General features: G+C 39.1%; 26 protein-coding genes and 1 pseudogene. 11 read left to right on the top strand and 16 right to left on the bottom strand.

Going from position 1 to position 22,646, the window contains the following annotated elements:
- Window positions 1-62: 62 nt before the first annotated feature.
- On the bottom strand, window positions 63-2,684 hold the full coding sequence (gene cphA / locus CFPU101_RS02355; protein ID WP_206813704.1) for a cyanophycin synthetase: 2,622 nt from the start codon (window positions 2,682-2,684) through the stop codon (window positions 63-65).
- Window positions 2,685-2,783: 99 nt separating this feature from the next.
- Entirely contained in the window at window positions 2,784-3,635 is an 852-nt protein-coding gene (locus tag CFPU101_RS02360; protein WP_374191925.1) for a cyanophycinase, read from the bottom strand.
- Window positions 3,636-4,008: 373 nt separating this feature from the next.
- Here CFPU101_RS02360 and trmD point away from each other — a divergent pair, with 373 nt between their 5' ends.
- Window positions 4,009-4,707: a tRNA (guanosine(37)-N1)-methyltransferase TrmD gene (gene trmD, locus CFPU101_RS02365; protein WP_206813706.1), complete on the top strand. Its 699-nt coding sequence runs from the start codon at window positions 4,009-4,011 to the stop codon at window positions 4,705-4,707.
- Between the two features lie 12 nt (window positions 4,708-4,719).
- Here the strand turns inward: trmD and CFPU101_RS02370 are convergent, their stop codons facing one another.
- Window positions 4,720-5,640 (bottom strand): Sll0314/Alr1548 family TPR repeat-containing protein, encoded by a 921-nt coding sequence (locus tag CFPU101_RS02370; protein ID WP_206813707.1) that lies wholly within the window; start codon window positions 5,638-5,640, stop codon window positions 4,720-4,722.
- A gap of 79 nt (window positions 5,641-5,719) precedes the next feature.
- On the opposite strand from CFPU101_RS02370, the gene CFPU101_RS02375 reads away from it, so the two are divergent.
- The 5 genes from CFPU101_RS02375 to hppD are packed head-to-tail and all read left to right on the top strand — an operon-like array spanning window position 5,720 to window position 9,332.
- A complete protein-coding gene (locus CFPU101_RS02375; RefSeq protein WP_206813708.1) occupies window positions 5,720-6,346 on the top strand; it encodes an ABC transporter ATP-binding protein in 627 nt (208 codons plus the stop codon).
- Window positions 6,346-7,092: a 16S rRNA (guanine(527)-N(7))-methyltransferase RsmG gene (gene rsmG / locus CFPU101_RS02380; protein ID WP_206813709.1), complete on the top strand. Its 747-nt coding sequence runs from the start codon at window positions 6,346-6,348 to the stop codon at window positions 7,090-7,092. The genes CFPU101_RS02375 and rsmG overlap by 1 nt, the downstream gene beginning before the upstream one ends.
- A gap of 34 nt (window positions 7,093-7,126) precedes the next feature.
- A complete protein-coding gene (locus tag CFPU101_RS02385) occupies window positions 7,127-7,426 on the top strand; it encodes a c-type cytochrome (RefSeq protein ID WP_242577724.1) in 300 nt (99 codons plus the stop codon).
- A gap of 60 nt (window positions 7,427-7,486) precedes the next feature.
- Window positions 7,487-8,197 carry an SDR family oxidoreductase gene (locus CFPU101_RS02390; protein WP_206813711.1) on the top strand — a complete coding sequence of 237 codons (711 nt, stop codon included), beginning with the start codon at window positions 7,487-7,489 and terminating at the stop codon, window positions 8,195-8,197.
- A 40-nt stretch (window positions 8,198-8,237) separates the two neighbouring features.
- Window positions 8,238-9,332: a 4-hydroxyphenylpyruvate dioxygenase gene (gene hppD / locus CFPU101_RS02395; RefSeq protein WP_206813712.1), complete on the top strand. Its 1,095-nt coding sequence runs from the start codon at window positions 8,238-8,240 to the stop codon at window positions 9,330-9,332.
- Here the strand turns inward: hppD and CFPU101_RS02400 are convergent.
- From CFPU101_RS02400 to CFPU101_RS02455, 12 genes and pseudogenes are all read right to left on the bottom strand, one after another.
- Entirely contained in the window at window positions 9,329-9,805 is a 477-nt protein-coding gene (locus CFPU101_RS02400; protein WP_206813713.1) for a DUF29 domain-containing protein, read from the bottom strand. The two genes, hppD and CFPU101_RS02400, sit on opposite strands and share 4 nt — an antisense overlap.
- A 27-nt stretch (window positions 9,806-9,832) precedes the next feature.
- A complete protein-coding gene (locus tag CFPU101_RS02405) occupies window positions 9,833-9,982 on the bottom strand; it encodes a hypothetical protein (RefSeq protein WP_206813714.1) in 150 nt (49 codons plus the stop codon).
- A gap of 5 nt (window positions 9,983-9,987) precedes the next feature.
- Window positions 9,988-10,326 carry a restriction endonuclease subunit S gene (locus CFPU101_RS02410; protein WP_206813715.1) on the bottom strand — a complete coding sequence of 113 codons (339 nt, stop codon included), beginning with the start codon at window positions 10,324-10,326 and terminating at the stop codon, window positions 9,988-9,990.
- Window positions 10,327-10,356: 30 nt separating this feature from the next.
- The gene (locus CFPU101_RS02415; RefSeq protein ID WP_206813716.1) at window positions 10,357-10,815 is read right to left on the bottom strand and encodes an SH3 domain-containing protein; all 459 of its coding nucleotides are present in this window, start codon (window positions 10,813-10,815) and stop codon (window positions 10,357-10,359) included.
- A gap of 18 nt (window positions 10,816-10,833) precedes the next feature.
- On the bottom strand, window positions 10,834-12,348 hold the full coding sequence (locus tag CFPU101_RS02420; protein ID WP_206813717.1) for an AAA family ATPase: 1,515 nt from the start codon (window positions 12,346-12,348) through the stop codon (window positions 10,834-10,836).
- Window positions 12,349-12,475: 127 nt separating this feature from the next.
- The gene (locus tag CFPU101_RS02425; protein WP_206813718.1) at window positions 12,476-12,733 is read right to left on the bottom strand and encodes a hypothetical protein; all 258 of its coding nucleotides are present in this window, start codon (window positions 12,731-12,733) and stop codon (window positions 12,476-12,478) included.
- A gap of 131 nt (window positions 12,734-12,864) precedes the next feature.
- Window positions 12,865-13,332 (bottom strand): dual specificity protein phosphatase family protein, encoded by a 468-nt coding sequence (locus CFPU101_RS02430; protein ID WP_206813719.1) that lies wholly within the window; start codon window positions 13,330-13,332, stop codon window positions 12,865-12,867.
- 9 nt (window positions 13,333-13,341) lie between these two features.
- Entirely contained in the window at window positions 13,342-13,737 is a 396-nt protein-coding gene (arsC, locus tag CFPU101_RS02435; RefSeq protein WP_206813720.1) for an arsenate reductase, glutathione/glutaredoxin type, read from the bottom strand.
- Window positions 13,738-13,751: 14 nt separating this feature from the next.
- Window positions 13,752-14,384, bottom strand: coding sequence for an arsenical resistance protein ArsH (arsH, locus tag CFPU101_RS02440; protein ID WP_206813721.1), 633 nt, complete (start codon window positions 14,382-14,384; stop codon window positions 13,752-13,754).
- Between the two features lie 17 nt (window positions 14,385-14,401).
- Window positions 14,402-15,423: pseudogene (locus CFPU101_RS02445) on the bottom strand (PstS family phosphate ABC transporter substrate-binding protein).
- Window positions 15,424-15,569: 146 nt separating this feature from the next.
- Entirely contained in the window at window positions 15,570-15,902 is a 333-nt protein-coding gene (locus CFPU101_RS02450; protein ID WP_206813722.1) for a helix-turn-helix transcriptional regulator, read from the bottom strand.
- Between the two features lie 152 nt (window positions 15,903-16,054).
- Window positions 16,055-17,116 (bottom strand): hypothetical protein, encoded by a 1,062-nt coding sequence (locus tag CFPU101_RS02455; protein WP_206813723.1) that lies wholly within the window; start codon window positions 17,114-17,116, stop codon window positions 16,055-16,057.
- 73 nt (window positions 17,117-17,189) lie between these two features.
- Between CFPU101_RS02455 and CFPU101_RS02460 the strand changes: the two genes are divergently transcribed.
- Together CFPU101_RS02460 and CFPU101_RS02465 are read left to right on the top strand one after the other, a co-directional pair.
- A complete protein-coding gene (locus tag CFPU101_RS02460) occupies window positions 17,190-17,759 on the top strand; it encodes a DUF721 domain-containing protein (RefSeq protein WP_206813724.1) in 570 nt (189 codons plus the stop codon).
- Window positions 17,760-18,124: 365 nt separating this feature from the next.
- Window positions 18,125-18,406, top strand: coding sequence for a hypothetical protein (locus CFPU101_RS02465; RefSeq protein ID WP_206813725.1), 282 nt, complete (start codon window positions 18,125-18,127; stop codon window positions 18,404-18,406).
- Between the two features lie 101 nt (window positions 18,407-18,507).
- Here the strand turns inward: CFPU101_RS02465 and menB are convergent, their stop codons facing one another.
- Window positions 18,508-19,341, bottom strand: coding sequence for a 1,4-dihydroxy-2-naphthoyl-CoA synthase (gene menB / locus CFPU101_RS02470; RefSeq protein WP_206813726.1), 834 nt, complete (start codon window positions 19,339-19,341; stop codon window positions 18,508-18,510).
- A gap of 207 nt (window positions 19,342-19,548) precedes the next feature.
- Between menB and CFPU101_RS02475 the strand changes: the two genes are divergently transcribed.
- The 3 genes from CFPU101_RS02475 (at window position 19,549) to CFPU101_RS02485 (ending at window position 22,417) form a co-directional block, all read left to right on the top strand.
- Window positions 19,549-19,890 (top strand): hypothetical protein, encoded by a 342-nt coding sequence (locus CFPU101_RS02475; protein ID WP_206813727.1) that lies wholly within the window; start codon window positions 19,549-19,551, stop codon window positions 19,888-19,890.
- Between the two features lie 156 nt (window positions 19,891-20,046).
- Window positions 20,047-21,879, top strand: coding sequence for a threonine--tRNA ligase (gene thrS, locus CFPU101_RS02480; RefSeq protein WP_206813728.1), 1,833 nt, complete (start codon window positions 20,047-20,049; stop codon window positions 21,877-21,879).
- Between the two features lie 67 nt (window positions 21,880-21,946).
- Window positions 21,947-22,417 carry a DoxX family protein gene (locus CFPU101_RS02485; protein ID WP_206813729.1) on the top strand — a complete coding sequence of 157 codons (471 nt, stop codon included), beginning with the start codon at window positions 21,947-21,949 and terminating at the stop codon, window positions 22,415-22,417.
- The last annotated feature ends 229 nt before the right edge of the window (window positions 22,418-22,646 follow it).

The raw sequence follows: 22,646 nt of genomic DNA on the forward strand, positions 1-22,646 counted from the left end.
TTTAAGGATAAACTGGGCTAGTTATATTGTACTTATTCAAAAAAACAAAGCCTTTTAAATGATTACGACTTTCCTTGACGCTTTTCAATCATCGAAATAGAACGAGAAACGCTATCGGGGAAAATAACAACCAGTCCACCTTCTGCGACTTGATTTAATCCTTCTTCTAATGCTTCAACTTCACTCAAAATAATTTTATAGGGAAGATCGGCATTTTCTGATATAATCCCTTGAACGATTAAGTTAGCAACTTCGCCGCGTTGTCTGCCTCTGGGATCATCGTCTTCTTTAATAATAATGCGATCGAACATTTGTGCCGATAGTTTACCCAATGTGATCAGATCTTCATCTCTGCGATCGCCTGGCCCACCGACTACGCCTAATTTTTCACCAGGCCAGTTCTTGACAAAGCCGCTTACTGCTTCATATCCAGCAGGGTTATGAGCATAGTCAATTAAAGCATGATGAGAACCAAGATCAAAAAGATTCATTCTGCCTGGAGTTTGATCAGCAGATGGGACAAATGTTCTAACTCCTTGACGAATCATCTCGATATCTACACCTTGAACAAACGCAGCTAAACAAGCAGCCAAGGCATTCGCGATCATAAAAGGTGCCATTCCCTTCATCGTCATCGGAACATTAATGGCTTCTTCAATGCGAAGTGTCCATTCACCCTCAAGAATTGACAGATAACCATTTTCATAAATGGCTGCTATTCCACCGCGTCGCATATGGGCTTCAATAATGGGGTTATTGGACTGCATCGAAAAATATGCCACTTTTCCTTTGACTCGTTCAGCCATTGGCGCAACAAGGGGATCATCAGCATTTAAGACGGCGTAACCATTGGGGGCGACAACTTCAGCAACAACACCTTTCACCTTAGCCATTTGTTCAATGGTATCAATGTCACCGAGTCCTAAATGATCTGCCGCCACATTTAAAACAATTCCAACATCACACTGATCAAAGGCTAACCCAGAACGGAGTATACCGCCTCTTGCTGATTCTAGTACGGCAACTTCAACGGTCGGATCTCGAAGGATCACACCTGCACTGTAGGGGCCTGTGTTATCGCCTTTTTCAACTAAGTGTTCACCTAAATAAATACCATCTGTGGTCGTATAACCGACGACTTTTCCTGTTTGGCGATAGATATGGCTAGTGAGGCGGGTTGTGGTGGTTTTGCCGTTGGTTCCAGTAATGGTGATGATGGGAATACGACACGGTGTACCAGGGGGGAACAACATATCAATGACGGGGGCGGCGACGTTGCGCGGTAACCCTCGACTGGGGGCGACGTGCATCCGAAAACCAGGGGCGGCATTGACTTCAACAATTACTCCATCGACTTCGCGTAGGGGTTTGGTAATATCTGGGGTCACGACATCGATCCCCGCAATATCTAGCCCAATAATCTTAGCGACTCGTTCAGTTAACCAGACGTTTTCGGGATGAATTTCATCAGTACGATCGATAGCAATTCCTCCTGTACTAAGGTTCGCCGTTGCTCGTAGATAAACGGTTTCTCCTTGAGGTGGAATACTATTAATGTCATATCCTTGACGCTCTAGAATGTTTTCAACAGTGCGATCAACGACAATTTTAGTCAGGATGTTCGCGTGTCCGTCGCCTCGGTTGGGGTCTTTATTAGTTTCATCGATCAATTCTTGAATAGTCGAGTTTCCATCACCGATCACATGGGCTGGAACTCTTTCTGCTACTGCAATCAGTTTACCATTGACAATTAGAACACGATGATCACTGCCGCGATAAAAACGTTCAACGATGACACTACGACTTTTTGAGGCTTTACTGGCGAGGTCGTAGGCTTCTTCGGCGAGTTCCCAAGAGTTTATATCAATGGTGATGCCGCGTCCATGATTGCCATCGAGGGGTTTAATGACAATAGGATAGCCCCCAACTTCGTTGATCGCACTTTCTAACTCATCTAGATATTGAATAACGGTACCTCTGGGGACAGGAATTCCAGAATCTCCGAGGATGGTTTTTGTTCCTTCTTTGTCACAGGCGAGTTCTACGGCTAATATTCCTGAATTTTGGCTTAATGTGGCTTGAATCCGCTTTTGATAGATGCCATAGCCAAACTGTACCATTGCCCTCGCACTCAGGAGCGTCCAAGGAATGAGGCGGGTTTCTGCTTCTTTGACGATCGTTTCTGTGCTAGGGCCTAGCGATGATTGGGCCGCGAGATCTCTGAGATCCGCGAGATCTTGTTCAAGTTCGACTCTAGAATAAAATCCTGTTTCGACAATTGATTGACACATTCGTACTGCTGCACGTCCCGCGTATCGTCCTGCTTGTTCTTCGACATATTCAAAGACAACATTGTAAACGCCTGGGGTTGATGTTTCACGCGTTCGACCAAAACCGACGGGCATTCCGACTAATTCTTGTAGTTCTAGGGCAATGTGTTCAATGATATGCCCCATGTAGGTTCCTTCTTGAACTCGCTCTAAAAATCCACCCCGATAGCCAGGTGAGCAGTAGTGTTCGACCAAACTGGGTAAAATTTTGACTAATCCTTCGTAAAAACCTGGGATTTCATTAGAGGGCTTCTCGGCTAGATCTTCTAGGTCAAGACGCATGATAACCAGTTTTTTTCGTCGAATACTCCAATAGTTGGGCCCTCGCAGGGTCTGAGTTTTGAGAATCTTCATAAGGATTTTGCGTTTTTCACAAACAAAGGAAGCACAAAGAAGCCGTTTGATATTGTCTCTCGTAGTTGTTATAGGTAACTGTTCAACATGAACAGTTTTTTAAGCGTTTTTGGCAATGGGTAGATGCTTATGCAGATGATAGCAATCGCTATGAGAGAGCAGATGTAGTCTCAGATTATGTAGGCTTAACGGCTCATTCACGCTGACTTCTGAAAGATTAGTATAGGACATTTCGCGGGCATCCACGATCGCTACTGTTCCTTTTCCAATCACTCTAATGATGCCATCTCGTTCAAACATAGCACAGGTGTCCTCATCGATCCCAATTCCTAAGCGTTCGGGATAAATAGAAATTGCACTCAAAAGACGCGACATCCGATTACGATTATGGAAATGTTGATCAACAATGACTTCGGGAATTAAGCCGAGTCCCATCGCCATATCGACGAGAGGACGGTTAGGTGCTTCTCCGCTACTGCCTCCCGCGATCATATGATGACCCATAACGGCTGCTCCCGCACTGGTTCCCGCGAGGGTGATTTCTCCAAGTTGAACCCGTTGCCGAATGCGTTCCATCAAGGGAGTATCAGCGAGTAAACCACATAATCTGAGTTGGTCGCCTCCAGTCAAAAAGATTCCCGTACACTCTTCTACATATTCTTGAAATAGGGGATCTTCACCTTGAGAGCGATCGCGAATATCTAAAACTTTAATATGTTTAGATCCCATTTCTTCAAAAATGCGCTGATAGCGTTCTCCAATCAGCACAGGTTCACGAGAAGCAGATGGAATAATACCAATGACTGCATCCGAACCACCAGAATGAGTCCAGAAGGTATGTAGGATCTCTTTGCCATGTACTTTATCTTCTGCACCGCCGATTACTAAAATAGCTGTTTTGGTCGCTTGAGGCATAGGAGTGTCATTTACTTTGGTCTGTGACTGGAGCATCATAGTTTAATTGCAGAATCGAAAATTTATTTTAGAATGTTTTAAACCAGTGTTTCAGGAGCTTTCAGCACATTTGCTATTTTTATGATGCGATCTCCTGTACTTTTTCAAAGTCTTAAGATAAGGAATAACTCAAATCACATTTAACCTGACAACTTTGTCCACCTCTTGCAAACGCTACACCTACCATGTTTTTCAACGGATTTTACGAATTTTCTATTTTATCAGACAACATCACTTTTTGATACTCTGTCTATTCTAAAATCGCATTATTTTTTTAATAATACTGCATCGATTGACGATTCGGGAATAAGTTTTAATGACTGGATTAGGATCTGATAGAATTAATGTAAAACGCGCTTGCTGATTGCCTGTGATATTTGATGTTATTACTCTTTTTCCCGATTTCTTTACTTCTCCTCTACAATCAGGGTTACTCAAAAAGGCACTAGATAGGGAAATTGCAAAAGTTAATTTGGTTAATCCTAGAGATTTTGTTGTTGATAAATACCGAAAAGTTGATGATGAACCCTATGGGGGAGGTGTCGGGATGTTACTCAAACCCGAACCGATTTTTGCTGCGGTTGAATCTTTGGTTATGCTACCAAGACGAGATATTATTCTTATGACTCCTCAAGGTCAACCTTTAAATCAACCGCTACTTAAAGAATTAGCTTCTAATTATGATCAACTGATTTTAATCTGTGGGCATTATGAAGGGGTTGATGAAAGAGTCACGCAGTATCTAGCAACCAGGGAAATATCTTTAGGCGATTTTGTTCTAACTTGTGGCGAAATTCCCGCATTAACCCTGATTAATGGAGTAACACGCTTATTGCGGGGAACGGTTGGTAAAGAGGAATCATTGAAAGCGGAAAGTTTTGAGACTGGTTTACTCGATTATCCTCAGTATACGCGCCCTCCAGTGTTTCGGGAATGGTCGGTGCCTGATGTGTTACGTTCAGGAAACCACCAAGAAATCGAAAGATGGCGCTCTGAACAACAGTTACAAAGAACTCAGGCACGTCGTCCCGATTTATGGGAAAAATGGCAACAGGAAACTAACCAGTAATTTTGTATTAGTTTAGGGTTTAGGTGTTGTCCCTCCTAATTCACTAATTTCGGTTTGTACTTTGCGATGTTCATAACGTAGTGATTTTAGAACAACTTCAGGCAGTTGATCTTCTTTTTTAAAAGCCAGATTATAGTAATCTAAAGCTTGTTTCAAGTCATCTACATTTTTTTCTTTACGACCTTTAGAACGTAAGATTTGACCCGTTAAGTACTGTAATTCGGGATTATCGGGTGTTTCTTGTAAAGCTTCTTTAATAAATTGTAATGCTTTATCATACTCTTTAAGATCACGATAGGCTAGAGCAATACCACGATAAGCTAGAAAATTGGGTGCAGCATAAGTTTCTAAACGTTCAATCGCTTGTTGTGGACTCGAAAAAGGTAGATTGACCGAAAGCATTAACTCTAGATATCCTTTTAATAGATTTAATTCTGGATCATCGGGATTCACTTTTTCTGCTGTTTCTAAATATTGAAAAACTTTTTGGAGTCGAGGAAGTGCTGAGACGGGGCCTTCTGTTTGGAAAATATAGCCCCCTTCTAGAAAGTAACCAACGGCTAAATAAAGATTACCACGCAAAGGATCTTGATCACTGAGTTTTCGTGCGACTTCGATGGTAGAGGCTGCATAGTTTTTTAAGCCTTCCATATCCTTGTTAGTGTAGGCTAAAGAGGCTCGCATCGCATAGGCTAAAGGTTCATGGGGTTCGCTCTGTGTTGCTTGGATGGCGTATTCTTGTGCTGCTTTATAATTTCCTTGTTTAAAAAGTTGGTCGAATGCTGCTTCGGTTTTGTCTCCAATATTACGAGGATCACTGTTGCGAAAAGGATCGCCCGCTAAACTAGAGTGTATCCCACTGGTTAAAAGGGTTAGGGTGACTGAACTAGCGAGCGCAATTTTGGTTAATAGTCTGTTTAATCTTAGTATCATGCAATTCTCCTCAAAAAAAGTTGAAAATCTGTCACAATAAAAATAAGTTTGTCAGTTTAGCTAAAATATTTCATCATTAATGCTTTATTTAAGAAATGTTGCTTATCATCCTCCCGCAACTGTGCAACCTATCTTAAGAGATATTAATTTAGAATTGGCTCCACAAGAATTAGGATTGATTATTGGCCCATCAGGTTCCGGTAAAACAACTCTCTTGGAAATTCTAGCAGGTTTAGCTTCAAAAACGGGGGGGGAGATTTTATGGCGAGAGCAGGAATTAAATTCTCTTGACTTACAACAATTAGGGGGGTTAGTTTTTCAGTTTCCTGAGCGCCATTTTTGTGGCAAAACACTTTTAGAAGAATTACGTTTAGGACATCCAGAAATCGGCGTAGAACGGATTAAAGACGCGCTAAAAGAAGTTAGTTTAGAGCATTTTCCGCTTAATACCTCTCCTCATGATCTCAGTGGTGGTCAACAACGTCGTCTATCTTTAGCAGTACAATTAATTCGTCAACCTAATTTATTATTACTAGATGAACCTACTGCGGGCTTAGATTGGTCAATGCGTCGTCAATTATCTAATTTATTGGAATCTCTTAAAAAACACTGGACTTTGTTAATTGTCAGTCATGATCCCAATGAATTGTTTAAAATTGCTGATCGTCGTTGGAAAATTAATCATGGAGAATTAAAAGCAATTTAATGGTTTCTCAAGATTTACCTCTATTTTTAGAACTTTGGCAAAATACTTTACATTGGCAGCCAACTCAAAAACAACAGCAACTTTATCAAGCACTTTATGAACAGATTTTAGTCGGAAATACTCAACTCAATTTAACTCGAATTACTGAACCCTCAGACTTTTGGGAAAAACATTTATGGGATTCTTTATCGGGTTTATCTCAAATTAATTTAGACCAATTACAGAAATCTCTTAAAGTGATTGATATTGGCACGGGCGCAGGTTTCCCTGGTTTACCAATTGCGATCGCTTATCCAGATTGGCAAGTGACACTACTTGATTCTACTCGAAAAAAACTAATTTTTGTTAGACAAATTATCGAACATTTATTAATCGAAAATGCTCAAATTGTCATCGGTCGTTCTGAAGATATAGCTAGAGAAAAACAACAGAGAGCTAAGTATGATTTAGTAACTCTTAGAGCCGTTAGTCAAGCGAGTGTTTGTGCAGAATATGCCTTACCTTTTTTAAAAATAGGTGGAACGGCAATACTTTATCGAGGTCAATGGAGCGAAGCAGAAAATAATTGTTTAAAAACTGCTGTGGAATTATTGGGAGGAGAAATAACATTAGTTCATTGTTTTCAGACTCCTTTGACTCAAGGAATTCGTCACTGTGTTTATCTAACAAAAATTGCTGAAACTTCCGAAATCTATCCTAGACAGATAGGAATTCCAACACAACAGCCATTAGGAGTAAATTTATAGGATGCTCAGACGAATCAAAATAATTTTGATGATAATGCTGATTTTTTTACTAAACCTAAATAATGCCTCATTAGCCGATGTAATTAATACAACAAAATTATTTGAAATTAACTGCGCGGGATGTCATCCCAAAGGAGGAAATATTATCCGTAGAGGCAAAACCCTAAAACTAAAAGACCTAAAAAAATTTAAAATGAATACGCTTTCATCAGTAACCGATATTGTTACCAATGGAAAGGGCAATATGTCAGCTTATAAAGAGCGTTTAACTAAGCCAGAAATTGATGCCGTTTCGAGCTATGTTCTTGAACAAGCCGAAAAAAATTGGCAGTAACCGTTCCAAAATCTTAGTAAATTGGTCTAAAATACGAAATGTCAAGAAATATCAACAACTATGCTAAAAAAAGTCATTGTTATTGTGGGTGCAACAGGTGGCATCGGTACAGCTTTAGCACAAAAACTCAGCACCACAGGGGCTAATCTTGTTTTAGCAGCTAGAAACACTGAACGGTTATCGACATTATCATCTGAGTTATCGACATCAGGTTTAGTATTTACTGTTCCAACTGATATCACTAACTTATCCCAAGTTGAAAACTTGATGGAAAAAACCGTTAGTCAGTTTGGACAAATTGATGTTTTAGTTAATGCTGCGGGTGCGGGTGTAATGAAACAATACAATAAAATCACCCCAGAAGATTTAGATTTAATGTTAGATCTAAATTTAAAAGGAAGTTTTTATACGTGTCAAGCGGCTGCTAATGTGATGAAAGATAAAAACTCAGGACATATTTGTAATGTCGTGGGTATTTTAGGTAAACATTCAATGGCGATGGCTTCTGCTTATTGTGCTTCAAAATATGGCATGGTTGGTTATAGTAAATGTTTAGCTGATGAAGTAAAAAGGTATGGAATTAAGGTTACTTTATTTTATTTCGGAGGGATTGATACCCCATTTTGGGATAATGTGAGTTTAAAAGTTGACCGTAAAAAAATGCTGAGTCCTCAAACTGCCGCCGATGCAATTTATTATGCAATGACAGCCGAACCTCAAGCGGTGCCGATGGAAATTAATATTCAACCCGAAAGTCATTTATTCTTTTAAGTGATGGTTTTTGCATCGAAAATGAATCAAGAATGTGCTTATGTATGTTGATTATGTCCATTTTTATGTAGATGATGCAAAAAAATGGCGAAACTGGTTCGTTAATGTCATGGGTTTTCAGGTTATAGCGAGTGGAGACGATTTTCACACTTTAACCGAAGTAGTAGCAAATGTAGGAAATAAAGATAATTCTTCTATTATTTTTGTTCTTTCTTCACCTTTAACGACTTTTAGTCCCGTTACAAAATTTTTAATTAATCATCCTTGTGGAGTGGTTGATATTGCTTTTTTAGTCAATGATTTAGAAACAACAATTAAAAATTATGTTAATCTTTTTAAACCAATCGAGGAAAAAATTACATCACAAGGTCGTGTCAAATGGTGTCAAATTCAAAATTCAGCTAATTTAAAACATACTTTAATTGAACGACATGGAAAAACTTCGATTGTTCCAGAGCTAAATCTAACAGAAATTACTTTTATTCCAACTCAAAAAAGTTTATTCAATAAAATTGATCACTTGGTTTTAAATGTTGCTTTGGGTGAATTAGAACAGACTGCTAATTGGTATGAAACTGTTTTAGGTTTTGAGAAAAAACAATCTTTTAATATTCAAACTGGACAATCGGGTTTATATTCTCAAGTGATGGTACATTCAGAAAGTGGTGTACAAATTCCCATCAATGAACCTAGTTCGCCGAATTCTCAAATACAAGAATTTTTAGATCTCAATCATGGTTCGGGTATTCAACATATCGCATTACAAACCTCTCAAATTGTTGATTTAACCAAAGCTTTGAAAAATGCAGGACTTTCTTTTTTAAACGTTCCAAAAAATTATTATGAACAAATCCAAAAAAATATTTATTTTGAAATACTTGAAAATTTAGAATTAGATGAATTAATTAAACAAGAAATATTAATTGACTTAGAAATAGATAATCAAGACAAAATTTTTGAATCAAATCCTCTAATTCTTCAAATTTTTACACAGCCTATTTTTGAAAAACCAACCTTCTTTTTTGAATTAATTGAACGACGCGATCACGCTAAGGGTTTTGGTGAGGGTAATTTTAAAGCATTATTTGAAGCAATAGAAAGGGAACAATTTAAACGAGGAAATTTAACACTTTAATCGCTTTGATTCATAGAAAACCAGTTATTGTCCAATACTTGCTCAACAGAAGCAATAGATTGATTAGGGAAATATTCTATTTTACAACTTATTAAATGCGACATAATTTCTCTAGCATTCTGATAACATTCATCAAACACTTCAATTAGATACGGTTTAAGACTAGGACTATCTTTTAAAAGTTCTTTAATTTGAACTCGAAAAGTGGTAATTTCAGATTTCCATTTATTACAATTATAAGCGTATTCAGCTTTCCAATAAGCTAATTTAAGTAAGTGTTCAAACAGTCTAGTTAATAAACTTTTTACTGCCCGTTTATCACTTCTTCCCCAAGCCTCCAACTCCTCAATTAAGTTTTTCCAATCTACTGAAGAAAACTCTCCTTGACGAAGTTTTTCTATTGTTGATTCTAACCATAGTTGATAATCTTGCTCGTACAATGATTGGAGTGAGGAATGTATTTGTATTGTCATAGATCTAATGTTTTATTTCAGCATTAGCTAACTTTTATAATTTTTAACTTGCCATTTTTCGCCGATACTTTTGACTTGTATAATCGCTTTTTCTAGTTGTTTTTCAGCAATTTCTAATTGAGGTAAATTTTGAATCAGCTTAGATAATTTTTCTTGATTTACTTGATTAGTTTCCATAATTTTTAATCCAAAATTTGAAGAATACGGTTTAATTCTATTTTTGTTTCGAGTAACTGTCCTAACATTAAACTTAAATCTTCGCCTGTTTCTTGTATAAGTTGAGTTGTCAGATTTTCAGATAACAAGCTTTCTTTAATCGTTTCTATTTTATTTCTAGAAAGATTGACGAAAAACAAAACATTATTGAAATAAGCATAATATCTAATCATTATAGCATTCTTAGAAAAAACGGAAATAACGGATTGAAGTAGCTCCAATCCTCTATTAGCCGCTTGTTCACTTTCATCTAATTCTAAATCAAGTCTTTGAATAAGAATTCTAATTGATTCAGGAACAGTCATTTAAAAAAGAGTTTGAAATTTATCTAAATTCTACTGCATTTTCTCAATATTGCCTGCTTTAATCCAGCCTTCTTGATTAGTTTCAATGACTTTAACTTTTTGCCAATTTCCATCATCGCTAGTGCCTAAAACCATGATTTCGGCTTTATAACCGAGACTTCCTAATCTAGCTGATTCTGTACTCGGTTCTGCCCGTAAACTTAAACCTTTTGACCACGAAACAAAAGCTTTATAATTTCCTGTAGGAATATCTTCAATACTTTTTACTTCAGTAACGGGGTTAGTTGTAGCTTTATTTTGAGTAGTTGTTGTAGTCGCTTTTTTCGCTAAAGCTTGTTGTTTCTTTTCTTCAGCAAAAAGAGGTTTGTCTGGTGGTGCTGACATTTTTGCTAAAACTACATAGGCAACCGCCGCCGATGCACCTGCTAAGAGGACAACTCCGAGGAAAAAACCGATAATAAACTGAAAGAAACCCGATAAACGATTCATAGTCTTTTTTGGTATGCTTTAGTTAAATTGACGTTGGATGCGATCGTTAAAACGTCCATCTCTAGAGGCTAAACGGGCTTTACCTGAGTTGGCCCAGTTCTGCAAAAATTCGATTTGTTCTTGTGCGGTTCGGGCAAGGGGAATCATTTGACTAGCGGCTTCTAGAATATCATCAATTGTAAAGTCACGATTCTGACTAAACCCGATGTGCATGGCTTCTACGATGGTTTGCTCAATTTCTGCCCCCGAAAAATCTGGCGTTTCATAAGCTAAACGTTTAATATCATAGTTTTTTAGGTTATGCGGACGCAACCGAGATAAATGGACGGTGAAAATCGCTTCGCGTTCCTCTTGGGATGGTAAACCAACAAAAAAGATTTCATCAAACCGTCCCTTTCTCAGCATCTCTGGGGGTAAAGCTTGAATATTATTAGCTGTCGCCACCACAAAAACTGATGATTTCTTTTCGGCTAACCAGTTAATAAAAGTACCAAAAACACGGCTTGTTGTGCCACCATCACCTCTACCATCGACTCCAGCAAAGGCTTTATCAATTTCATCAATCCACAATACACAAGGGGATAAGGCTTCTGCTAGATTAATCATCTGTCGAGTCCGTGATTCAGATTCGCCGACTAATCCACCAAATAATCGTCCCACATCCAAGCGCAATAAGGGAAGATGCCAATGATGAGAAATGGCTTTCGCGGTAAGAGATTTTCCAGTTCCTTGAATACCGACGAGTAGTAAACCTCTAGGATGGGGTAAACCATAGGCCCGCGCCCGTTCTGTAAAAGCCCCTCCACGACGCAATAACCAGTCTTTGAGGTTATCTAAACCGCCGATATCGGTAATTTGTTCAGTAGCGGGATAGTAATCTAAGATTTGGGTTTGTCGAATCGATTGGCGTTTTTCTTCTAAAATCAGTTCTACGTCTTCGGGTTCGATTTTTCCGTGAGTGGCTAGACAACGACTTAAAACACGGCGTATCCGTTCTAATGATAATCCTTGTCCTGCCCGAACCAGTTCATCAGTAAGTTTATCCGATAGAGATTGTCCAGTTGATAGAATTAAACGTTGAATTTCGCTTTTAATTTCTGTAGCGGTGGGAAGTGCGAAATCTACGACAGTAAAGACTTCGGTTAAGTCTGGGGGAATTTGAACAGTCGGGGAAATTAAGATAATGTTTTTGGGTTGTGCTTTGAGGCTACGCGCTAGGTTACGCAGTTTTCGGGAAATGGAAATATCTTCTAAGAAACGGTGAAAATCTCTCAGAATGAATATCCCACCTGCTTGGGCGGGGAGTTTTTCGAGGTATTCTAAGGCTTGTAGCGGGTTACGTTTGCCGACTCCTTCATTGTTGGGGTTGTCATGATAGCCGTCAACAAAATCCCACACATAAACGGTGCGGTTGCCCATTTGTTGAGCAGAATCGGCGATCGCTTTTTCGAGTCGTTCTTCTTCGAGTGTGGGAATATAGATTAGAGGATAGCAAGCCCGTAGTAACAGTTCAAACTCTTCACTAAAGCTCATAGCTTTTGGGTATTTTTTCTTAGTCTTTCGTTCTTCATTATTAGCGAAAAAGAAAACGAGAACAACCTTTTGTTAAGCTACAAGCAAAGGAAACTAGATATTTAGTGAAAACTTTCCTTAAAATCCTTTAACTTCCCGATAGATTGGCGTTAATAATCGGACTACTCGATAATGCTCTTTTTTCTGCATCTTCAAAATATAATTCTGCCTCATCAGCATTTTCTAGGTCTGTGGCTGAATTATCATCCATCTCCAAATCATCCAAGTCGGGGTTTTGGCTAGAATACTGATTGACAATTGATTCTTTTTGTGCTTGCTCTTTTAATTCTGTTGGATTGGGAGTGTTAAAGAGAGTTTCTGGTTTTTCATTATTTTGAGTAGCCATACTATCATCCATTTTTAAATCTAGAGTTCATATCCATCAATCTAAAATTTTTTTGATTGATGCGACTCTATCTATAGTCTGGAGTGACTATCAGACTAATTGCTGAAGAAATGCGAGAATAAGAATCTTGCTTATTTCAATATTTTTAAAAGTAGAGGCAGTTCTTGCAGAAATTGAATTTGTGCTTCTCTTAATTCAGCAGTGGGGCGAACCTGTTGGATACGCTCGAGTGCTTGAGTAGGTCTTTCTCCCTGAGCCACTAAATAAGCGGCTAAAAGCGTTCCTGTCCTACGGTTGCCACTAGTACAATGAACCGCTACGGACTGCCCTTGAGCAATAATCGAATCAGCAAAAGCCACGAATTCTTTGACTTGTGGAACGGTTGGGGCTTTTCCTCCTGTAATGGGTAGCCAGAGAGCAGCTAATCCTGTTTCTTGATACTCCTTAATTCCAGAGGGTTCATCCATCACTGAAACCAGTCCACGCAGTCCCGCTTGATAAAGTTGCTCTAGATCTTCTAAAGGAGGTCGGGGCATCCCTGCCAGCCGTTCGGGGATCACCCACCAAAGATAATCAGGATAGGACATTAATTCTGACATGGGTTAACCTTAGCTCATTTGTTCTACTAAGTGGGCAACTCGTTCTTTAATTTCATCTCTGACTCGACGGAATGTTTCAATCGGTTGACCAGCAGGATCGTCAAGTTGCCAATCTTCAAAAATTTCCTGTGTGACCCATTCAGGAGGCAAATTAACGCCACAACCGCATAAGGAAATCACTGCGTCATAGTTTTCTGCACTAAAGTCACTTAATGGTTTAGATGATTGCTCACTGATATCAATGCCAATTTCAAGCATTACTTCAATGGCGGTGGGATTGACTTCACTTTTTGCTAATCCCGAACTGGTGATAGACACTTTATCTTTTCCAAAGGTTCTAGCAAATCCTTCTGCTATTTGAGAACGACAGGAATTTTGCTTACAAACAAACATGATGCTTTTCATGATGAATTTTCTTTTTATAAAATAAGTGGTTTTTGGCTTTGTTCTCGTTCTTTGCGTTCGCTGTAACGGTCAGTTAGATAATCCACCTTGTCTCGCAACAGCAAGGTAAATTTGTAAAGTTCCTCCATCACATCAATAACCCGATCTCGATAGGGTGAATCTTTCATCGTGCCGTCTTTATTAAACTCTTGATAAGCTTTGGCGACCGAAGACTGATTGGGAATGGTAAACATCCGCATCCATCGTCCTAAAATCCGCATGGTGTTAACGGCATTAAAAGACTGAGAACCGCCACTAACTTGCATCACTGCTAAAGTTCTCCCCTGTGTCGGACGAACGGCACCTAGTTCTAATGGAATCCAATCAATTTGATTTTTCAAAATGCCCGTAACATTACCGTGCATTTCAGGGGATGACCAGACTTGACCTTCTGACCATAAACTTAAGTCCCGCAATTCTTGAACTTTTGGATGAGTTTCTGGTACTTGTCCTCGTAGTGGGAGGTCATGAGGATGGAAGAATTTGACTTCCGCGCCGAATCCTTCAATAATTTGGGCAGCTTCTTCGGCCAGTAAGCGGCTGTAGGAACGTTCCCGTAAAGAGCCGTATAGAAATAAGATTCTAGGAGGGTGATTGAAATCGGTCATTTTCTGAATAACTACTGTTAAAACTTAGCTTTTTTACGCAATAATTCCCCAATCGTCAAGCCGATTTGAGATTTTCCTTCAAAGACGGTTCCTGCTTCCCCATTTTGAAAGGTGACATTCGCTAAATGATATCCTTCCTTCGTAAAGGGATATAACCTACTGTCGGAACAAGTTCTGGAGCTTGAGCGATGTAGAATTCCACGAAGTCCCTTAAAGCGGGGTTTTTCTGAGCCGCTTCTAAATTGACATAGATGAACAGGGGACGGGAAAGCGGTTGATATTCGGCTCTCTCTACTGTTTCTCGTGATGGCAAAATTGCACCAGATCCCGCATCAATCGGTACAGCTTTCAACTGTTTAGCATTGGCTTCGTAATAAGCTAAACCAAAGTAACCTAGAGCATTGGGATCTTGCTCGACACCCTGTACAGTAATTTTGTCATCTTCGGTTTTGACATAATCAAGGCGACTGGCTCGTGCTTGACCGTTAATCGCTTCAGTAAAATAATCAAAGGTTCCCGAATCTGTTCCTGCTCCGAAAAGATTCAAAGCTCGATCGGGAAAATCCGCCCTAATTTGATTCCAACGAGTAATTTTTCCCTCGGCGGCGGGTTCCCACATCTTTCTTAACTCTTCAGTGGTCAGGCTTTGCGCCCAATTATTGGCAGGATTGACTACTACCGTCAGTGCATCAAACGCCATTGGCAGTTCAATGAATCTGATATTATATCGGTTGCACATCGAGATTTCCTGATTATCAATCGGACGCGAAGCATTACTGATATCCGTCTTACCTTCACAAAACTTGCGGAAGCCGCCTGTTGTTCCTGAAAACTCAACCGTAATTTCTACGGCATCTTTGTTTTGCGCCTTGTAAGCCTCGGCTACAGCTTGGGTAATGGGATACACCGTACTAGAGCCATCGATAGTAATGGGTTTGTTGTCTTGAGCAGAAGCACAGGCCAATAACACGGTTCCCAGTCCAATACTCAAACTCAACAATTTAACTTGATGAAAGCAAATTTTTTTTTGATTGTTCATCTCACTGCTTCAGTCTGTCAGTAGAACTGTCTCTTATTATTTCAATAAAAGTTGATATGTCAAGTTAAAAAAGATTAAGTTTCCCTCAAATTGAAACAAAAGGATATAGTCTTTAAGCCAAAAGAGTTAACCGAAGCAGGAAAAGCTTAAAATTTATCCTCAGAGCAAGCATGAGTAGGTGATATTGGACTAAAACGACGGTAATCTGCTAAATATTGTTCTAAGAGGGCTAACTGAGGAATATTGAGACTATAATAAATCCAGCGTCCAGAAGTTCGGGAACGGAGCAATCCAGCATCCTTAAGGGTTTTTAGATGGAAGGACAATTTTGATTGGCTGACATTGAGGTATTCGCACAGTTCACAGACACATAATTCACGAGTGCGTAGAAGTTCTAAGACCTGTATCCGAAGTGGCTCGGATAAGGCATGAAAACCAGCTTGAATATCTGTAGATGAGGAAAGACTTTGAACTTGCATCAATTTTTCTTGAAATTTTTTTTATTCTAACAATCAGACCTACGTCAATTGATAGGCAACAAACCCATTCGGGCTTAAATTCAATTAAAAAAAGGCAAGATATAAAACTTGGCCTAACACGGAACTTAAGCAAGAGTTAGCAATATACTATCCTAACGATTGGTGTTATTTTCGGGGTTTTTGCCATCAATAATTAGGGTATTGGGAATGGCGGGTGTTTGAATTTGTTGAGGTTGTGATTCTACTTTTTGGGTTTGTAATTCGGATTGTAGTTGTTGCTGTGGTCTAGTTTGTGGCTGTTGCTCTATTTTCTCTAATACTTGATTGAGACTTTGACGAGTTTGAATGGCTTGTTGTTGAGTTTTTACTTTTTGGAAGAAGGTTATATTAGATGTCGGCTGTTCTCGCAGACGCTTTTCTTCTAGAAGTCGTTCATTAGCGGTTCTGGTTTTTGAAGTATCTGTATTGGATGTTGGAAGTTGAATATCTGCGGGTTGAGTGGTAGGGGCGGGGGGTAAAGGTCTATTTTGAGCGACTACGGGTTGAGTGGTAGGAGGTGGCGGTAATTTGGTGATTTGGACGACGGCTACGGGTTTAGTGGCTTTACGAGGGGGTAAAGTAGCCTTTTTAACGCTTGTGGGAACTGTTTTAACTAATACAGTTGGACTATGAGGTTTAGTAATAGTCTTGACTTCCATAAATTGCGGACGTACGGAAGGAGTGAGAAGGGCTGAGGTTAAATCAGTTTTAGGTTTAACGGTTGCTACGGGTTTAACGGGTGGCTGAGGAATATTGACTGCTTGCGGTGGGGTTGGGGGTGAAATAGGTACAGATATACTTACTGCATTGGATTCGGTGGCTGATGAATTGACGGGTGGTTCTATTTTTGCCGATGCACTCGCAATAACAGGTTCAGGGGTTTGTTTACTATAAGATTCTGACCACGTAGCCCAACTTAATATACTATTTGACAATAAAATCAGCAATATTGAACCCAAACCCCAAGGTGTTAATAAAGACTCTAACCATAACAGTCTATCTTGGTCATAATTTGGGCGGGAAGACTCAAATATAGCATAGGCTTCTTCATTGTTTAAGCGATCTAAATGAGCAGTCTGTGGCGAATGTGGCACAATAGAGACGACTTCATCCTGAGTATTTGAAGATGGGCTGTGATCAGTATGATTAGCGTTTTCTGGCGAGGAATTATTCATTGCGGGTTAATTTAACTTTTAGAATAAATAGGGATGCTAATTTTATTCTTCCCACTTCATTTACGAAACTCCCATGTCTTTCAAATCTGTTGATCAAATTTTAAAAATTGTTACTTCTGCGCCAGGTTGGGAAACTTATCAGCAATATTGTCATCTTTTAGAATGTTGGCGAGCGCTCGTTTCTCCTCAAGTGTTTGCTCATACTCGTCCAGTATCTATTTCTCGTCAAGTTCTTTGGGTGGCAACGTCTAGCGCGGTTTGGGCGCAAAATATGTCCTTGCAACGCTATTCGTTACTAAAAAAATTAAATCCGATGTTGCATGAGCCACTTAATGATCTTCGTTTTTCTTCGGCGTTATGGCACAATGTTCCACAGCGTTCAACAGAAGGAACACCCCAAGAAGGAGTTTCGCAACAGCATCCGAGCGAAATCCCACCCGATCTAATTAGTAATGAAAAAGACGCATCGTCAAACAACGAGCGCACCTCAACTTCTTTTGATCGTTGGCTCGAGAAAATACGTATAAGAGGGCAAAAATTACCCTCATGTCCCCTTTGTCACGCTCCCACTCCTTCTGGTGAACTTCAACGCTGGAATTGCTGTGCTTTTTGTGCTAATCGTTTAAGTAGCTCTAAAGATTAATTCTGCTTTGGATTGTTCTAATTCTGTATTATTTCTCTTGTACTTTTCCTCTGTTCTTTATCAGTTCTTCCGTATTTTCTCTATTATTTCTATTCAGTTATTCCTTGATCCCCATACCTTATCTATCTAAAGAGATAGTTTTCAATCATTTTCTTAATTTATTTAAAAGTGAGATTCTTACTCATGATTAAGTTTTGTAAAGCAATCATTAAAAGAATATAAAAAGTATTTTCAAAACGGGGATCACTCAAATCCGTAAACCATGATATGTTCAGCTTGATATTTTATGATAATGCAAGTTTTGAATTAGAGGAAAATATAAATAGGGGAAAATTAATTGCGAATGCCCTACTTTATAAAATTCAATGAAAACGGCCAACTTTCTAGCTTCTTCCTGTCGGTACTGTCGGTATTACCAGTCAGAAGGACGTAGAGGAGGGATGTGTCAGCAGTTAGGAGTCCCCGTACAAGGTCAGTGGAAAGCTTGTTCTTTAGCTACCCATCCTTTTTCTGCCACGTGGGAAAATATCGAAGATGTTGTTAGATTAGAAAACTCACTCAATTTAAACTGTCCAACTCAGTTAAATTCTTCTCCAATTGTTAAAACTCTGACAATTGCGGAAACTAAACAAGAAGTCACAGTCTAGGTTGAACGATTGAATTTATCATAAAAATTATTAAAATTCTTTAAAAAAGATAGATATAGATTAAATCGCACCTGTCCCCTGTCAAGTGCGATTTAGTGTTTTTAAGGTAGCCAAGGATAGTTACGGAAATTAGGGGATCGCTTCTCTAAAAAAGCCTGTTTTCCTTCTGCACCTTCTTCGGTCATATAATAAAGTAGTGTCGCATTTCCCGCTAATTCCTGTAACCCCGCTTGACCATCACAATCAGCATTAAAAGCGGCTTTTAGACAACGAATTGCGATCGGACTTTTTTCTAGAATTTCGCTTGCCCATTGAATTCCCTCTGTTTCAAGTTGTTCTATGGGTACCACACAGTTAACCAAACCCATCTCCAACGCTTGAGACGCATCATATTGCCGACAAAGAAACCAAATTTCACGAGCTTTTTTTTGTCCAACAATTCGCGCTAAATAACTAGCCCCAAATCCACCATCAAAACTACCCACTTTTGGCCCCGTTTGCCCAAAAATCGCATTATCCGCAGCAATTGTCAGGTCACAGATTAAGTGTAAAACATGACCACCACCAATAGCATATCCCGCAACCAACGCAATAACGACTTTAGGAATCGATCTAATCAGACGTTGTAAATCTAAAACATTGAGACGAGGAACGCCATCATCACCAATATAACCCGCTTGACCTCTAATACTTTGGTCACCACCTGAACAAAAAGCATATTTCCCATCAGTATGAGGGCCTGCCCCTGTTAACAAAATAACACCAATGCTTTGATCTTCCCTAGCATCACAAAAAGCATCATACATTTCAAACACAGTTTTAGGACGAAATGCGTTACGTTTGTGGGGGCGATTAATCGTAATTTTAGCGATGCCGTTCCATTTGTGATACAAAATATCTTCGTAGGTTTTGGCGAGTTGCCATTCAGCTTCCATAAAGTAATGATGCGTGACAAGAAAAGAGCATTTTTAACCTTATCACGATCGCTCGTATTAGAAAATTTCCCAGACATATTTCTTTAGTTAGAGAGTTAAATTAATTAAGCTAAACGAGATGTATCCGTAGGAAGAAGACTTAGCCCAAGCAACTGCCTATAGTTATTTTAGTCTTTAAAAACTTGAATTTTGACTCAGGATAACTTTATGCAACCTATTTTCACTACTTTTAAACAAATTCTAAAACAGGGAATTCTTGTAGTACTTCTCGTGTCTTTAATAAATTTAGCTGGTTGGTTTTTACCCAGTATTCAATCTAGCTATGCAGGTGTTAAAAGTCCTGCTGAAGAATTGAAAGAGATTAGAAAAGATTTAGCCGCGCAAGATCCAGAACAACTTTATGAAGAAGCGACAAAGCCAATAGCTGATCCAAAAATGGAAGCTGAAAAAAAATATGAAGCAAATCTTGATGAATATTATAAAGAAAACCCTGATAAAGCAGGAATTTTAGGTGAAGCTAAACAATTAATTGATAAAATCACCGAATAAAAACAAAGTTAATTTTTAATTGTGTGACTTTTTCTAAAATCTCTCGTGTCTGAACGGGGGATTTTTTGTTGCTTGGGGCGAAATTAGTCAAAGCTTTGTATGATCTAGAGATAAGAAAGAATAGACTAGATATAGAGCATACAACGAGATACGTGAATGGATAAACAACCTGTACAGAGTGCAGAACCCAGTCAAGAAGCTGCACCGATTAAACTTCCAAAAACCAGCGAATCAGAACAACTCAAACGAATTCGTCATACTACTTCTCATGTGATGGCGATGGCAGTACAGAAGCTTTTTCCCAAGGCACAGGTTACGATCGGCCCTAGCACAGAAACAGGATTTTATTATGATTTTGATGTGGCTGAACCTTTTACTGACAAGGATCTCAAAGACATCAAAAAAGAAATGATCAAAATTATTAACAAGAAACTTCCTGTCATCCGAGAAGAAGTCACTCGACAAGAAGCTGAACAACGCATCAAAACGATTAACGAACCCTATAAACTTGAGATCCTAGAAGGTATTTCTGAACCGATTACCCTATATCATTTGGGTGAGCAATGGTGGGATCTGTGCGCGGGGCCACATATCGAGAATACTAGCGAAATTAATCCGAAAGCGATCGAACTTGAAACGGTTGCGGGTGCGTATTGGCGCGGAGATGAAACCAAAGCACAGTTACAGCGTATCTATGGGACTGCATGGGAAACTCCCGAACAACTCGCAGAATACAAACGTCGTAAGGAAGAAGCGTTAAAACGAGATCATCGTAAACTCGGCAAAGAATTAGGTTTGTTTGTTTTTTCTGACTTGGTTGGCCCTGGTTTACCCCTATGGACTCCCAAAGGTACTTTAATTCGCTCGACTTTAGAAGATTATCTCAAACAAGAACAAGTCAAACGCGGTTATCAGGGAGTTGTTACGCCTCATATTGCCAGAATTGATTTATTTAAAACCTCTGGACACTGGCAAAAATATAAAGAGGATATGTTCCCCATGATGGCAGATGATCAAGAATCTGCCGAAAAAGAAATGGGATTTGTTCTTAAACCGATGAATTGTCCCTTTCATATCCAGATTTATAAAAGTGAACTGCGTTCTTATCGAGACTTACCGATGCGGTTAGCCGAGTTTGGTACAGTGTATCGTTATGAACAGTCAGGAGAATTAGGCGGTTTGACTCGTGTACGGGGGTTTACGGTTGATGACTCTCACTTGTTTGTTACACCAGAACAGTTAGACGAGGAATTTTTAAAGGTTGTTGATCTAATTTTGACGGTCTTTAGAAGCTTGCAATTGAAGAATTTTAAAGCAAGATTATCTTTTAGAGATCCCGCATCAGATAAATACATTGGTACTGATGAGGTTTGGGAAAAATCCCAAGGTGCAATCCGAAAAGCGGTACAAACTTTGGGAATGGACTATTTTGAAGCACCAGGGGAAGCAGCTTTTTATGGGCCAAAACTCGATTTTATTTTCCAAGATGCCTTAGAACGAGAATGGCAACTCGGAACAGTACAAGTAGACTACAATTTACCCGAACGTTTTGAATTAGAATACGTTGCTGAAGATGGTACCCGCAAACGTCCTGTAATGATTCATCGTGCGCCGTTTGGTTCCCTAGAACGCTTAATTGGTATTCTGATTGAGGAGTATGTCGGTGATTTTCCCTTATGGTTAGCACCTGTTCAAGTTCGTTTGTTACCCGTCAGTGATCCTCAGTTGGAATATGTCAAAGAAGTCGTCGATAAGATGAAAATGATGGGAATTCGCGCCGAAGCAGATACATCTGGGGAAAGATTAGGTAAAATGATTCGCAATGCTGAAACGCAAAAAATCCCTGTAATGGCAGTTGTCGGTGCGAAGGAAGTAGAATCAAATACCCTTAGTATTCGGACTCGCGCATCGGGTGAACTAGGAGCAATTTCTGTAACGGATGTAATTGATAAAGTCACTGAAGCGATTACGAATCATACTAACTTTTAATTTATAGGGTGGGCTTTGTCCCACTTTTTAGTGTTTTTTGATAACAAGGTAAAAAGGAAAACTCATTATGACAGCTATACAAAATAAAACTTCTCTACTCTCAAAGCTATTCAACTCAACTTCAACCGATAACACTACCCTACAAATTGCTCAGACAATCTTGCGTGTTGGTGTTGGTTTATTAATGATTCACAACGGTTTCTCTAAGCTCGCAGATGTCCAAAAGTTTGCTGATAACGTTGTAAGTTTTATTGGTTTACCCTTTCCAGTCTTTTTTACCTACTGTGCCGCTTATACTGAAATCGTCGGCTCAATTTTGCTATTACTTGGATTATTTACACGATTGAATGCACTTGGTTTACTCTTTACGATGGGTATTGCAATTTTCTTTCATCTTAAAAAAGACGGATTGCAAGTTGCTTCACTAGAAACCGCCTCCCTCTACGGATTTTTTTATCTCTTTTTCCTTCTCAAAGGTGGCGGAAAATTTTCCCTTGATACGTTACTGGCAAAATGGTTAGCCAAAAAAGAGCAATAGTATATTTGAATATAAAACTGTTATTTACTATCTAAACATCTTTTTTTGAGGAAAAGAAGTCATTCTTTATTGAATGTCGTCGTTTCCTCTTTTATTTTTTAACTACAATCATTTTATTGTGGTTTAGCTAACTCTAGTTCATTGATAGAGGACTTGCAATTAATGTTTTTATACTTATCAGCCTAAAAAACCTTCGTTCGCGCTCTCTGATTCTGAACTAATACCAAGT

It is taken from the genome of Chroococcus sp. FPU101 (genome assembly GCF_017312365.1).
In the GTDB taxonomy this organism is placed as follows: Bacteria; Cyanobacteriota; Cyanobacteriia; order Cyanobacteriales; family Microcystaceae; genus Chroococcus.

Excerpts from the sequence above, each read along its gene's own strand:
- CFPU101_RS02430 (WP_206813719.1), bottom strand. The coding sequence starts at position 13,332 with ATGTCAGAATTAATGTCCTATCCTGATTATCTTTGGTGGGTGATCCCC.
- cphA (WP_206813704.1), bottom strand. The coding sequence starts at position 2,684 with ATGAAGATTCTCAAAACTCAGACCCTGCGAGGGCCCAACTATTGGAGT.
- CFPU101_RS02400 (WP_206813713.1), bottom strand. The coding sequence starts at position 9,805 with ATGACAATACAAATACATTCCTCACTCCAATCATTGTACGAGCAAGAT.
- CFPU101_RS02375 (WP_206813708.1), top strand. The coding sequence starts at position 5,720 with ATGCTTTATTTAAGAAATGTTGCTTATCATCCTCCCGCAACTGTGCAA.
- arsC (WP_206813720.1), bottom strand. The coding sequence starts at position 13,737 with ATGAAAAGCATCATGTTTGTTTGTAAGCAAAATTCCTGTCGTTCTCAA.
- CFPU101_RS02385 (WP_242577724.1), top strand. The coding sequence starts at position 7,127 with ATGCTGATTTTTTTACTAAACCTAAATAATGCCTCATTAGCCGATGTA.
- hppD (WP_206813712.1), top strand. The coding sequence starts at position 8,238 with ATGTATGTTGATTATGTCCATTTTTATGTAGATGATGCAAAAAAATGG.
- CFPU101_RS02420 (WP_206813717.1), bottom strand. The coding sequence starts at position 12,348 with ATGAGCTTTAGTGAAGAGTTTGAACTGTTACTACGGGCTTGCTATCCT.
- CFPU101_RS02390 (WP_206813711.1), top strand. The coding sequence starts at position 7,487 with ATGCTAAAAAAAGTCATTGTTATTGTGGGTGCAACAGGTGGCATCGGT.
- CFPU101_RS02415 (WP_206813716.1), bottom strand. The coding sequence starts at position 10,815 with ATGAATCGTTTATCGGGTTTCTTTCAGTTTATTATCGGTTTTTTCCTC.
- CFPU101_RS02360 (WP_374191925.1), bottom strand. The coding sequence starts at position 3,635 with ATGCTCCAGTCACAGACCAAAGTAAATGACACTCCTATGCCTCAAGCG.
- rsmG (WP_206813709.1), top strand. The coding sequence starts at position 6,346 with ATGGTTTCTCAAGATTTACCTCTATTTTTAGAACTTTGGCAAAATACT.
- CFPU101_RS02460 (WP_206813724.1), top strand. The coding sequence starts at position 17,190 with ATGTCTTTCAAATCTGTTGATCAAATTTTAAAAATTGTTACTTCTGCG.
- CFPU101_RS02450 (WP_206813722.1), bottom strand. The coding sequence starts at position 15,902 with ATGCAAGTTCAAAGTCTTTCCTCATCTACAGATATTCAAGCTGGTTTT.
- menB (WP_206813726.1), bottom strand. The coding sequence starts at position 19,341 with ATGGAAGCTGAATGGCAACTCGCCAAAACCTACGAAGATATTTTGTAT.
- CFPU101_RS02425 (WP_206813718.1), bottom strand. The coding sequence starts at position 12,733 with ATGGCTACTCAAAATAATGAAAAACCAGAAACTCTCTTTAACACTCCC.
- CFPU101_RS02455 (WP_206813723.1), bottom strand. The coding sequence starts at position 17,116 with ATGAATAATTCCTCGCCAGAAAACGCTAATCATACTGATCACAGCCCA.
- CFPU101_RS02485 (WP_206813729.1), top strand. The coding sequence starts at position 21,947 with ATGACAGCTATACAAAATAAAACTTCTCTACTCTCAAAGCTATTCAAC.
- CFPU101_RS02465 (WP_206813725.1), top strand. The coding sequence starts at position 18,125 with ATGAAAACGGCCAACTTTCTAGCTTCTTCCTGTCGGTACTGTCGGTAT.
- CFPU101_RS02410 (WP_206813715.1), bottom strand. The coding sequence starts at position 10,326 with ATGACTGTTCCTGAATCAATTAGAATTCTTATTCAAAGACTTGATTTA.
- CFPU101_RS02475 (WP_206813727.1), top strand. The coding sequence starts at position 19,549 with ATGCAACCTATTTTCACTACTTTTAAACAAATTCTAAAACAGGGAATT.
- arsH (WP_206813721.1), bottom strand. The coding sequence starts at position 14,384 with ATGACCGATTTCAATCACCCTCCTAGAATCTTATTTCTATACGGCTCT.
- CFPU101_RS02370 (WP_206813707.1), bottom strand. The coding sequence starts at position 5,640 with ATGATACTAAGATTAAACAGACTATTAACCAAAATTGCGCTCGCTAGT.
- thrS (WP_206813728.1), top strand. The coding sequence starts at position 20,047 with ATGGATAAACAACCTGTACAGAGTGCAGAACCCAGTCAAGAAGCTGCA.
- CFPU101_RS02405 (WP_206813714.1), bottom strand. The coding sequence starts at position 9,982 with ATGGAAACTAATCAAGTAAATCAAGAAAAATTATCTAAGCTGATTCAA.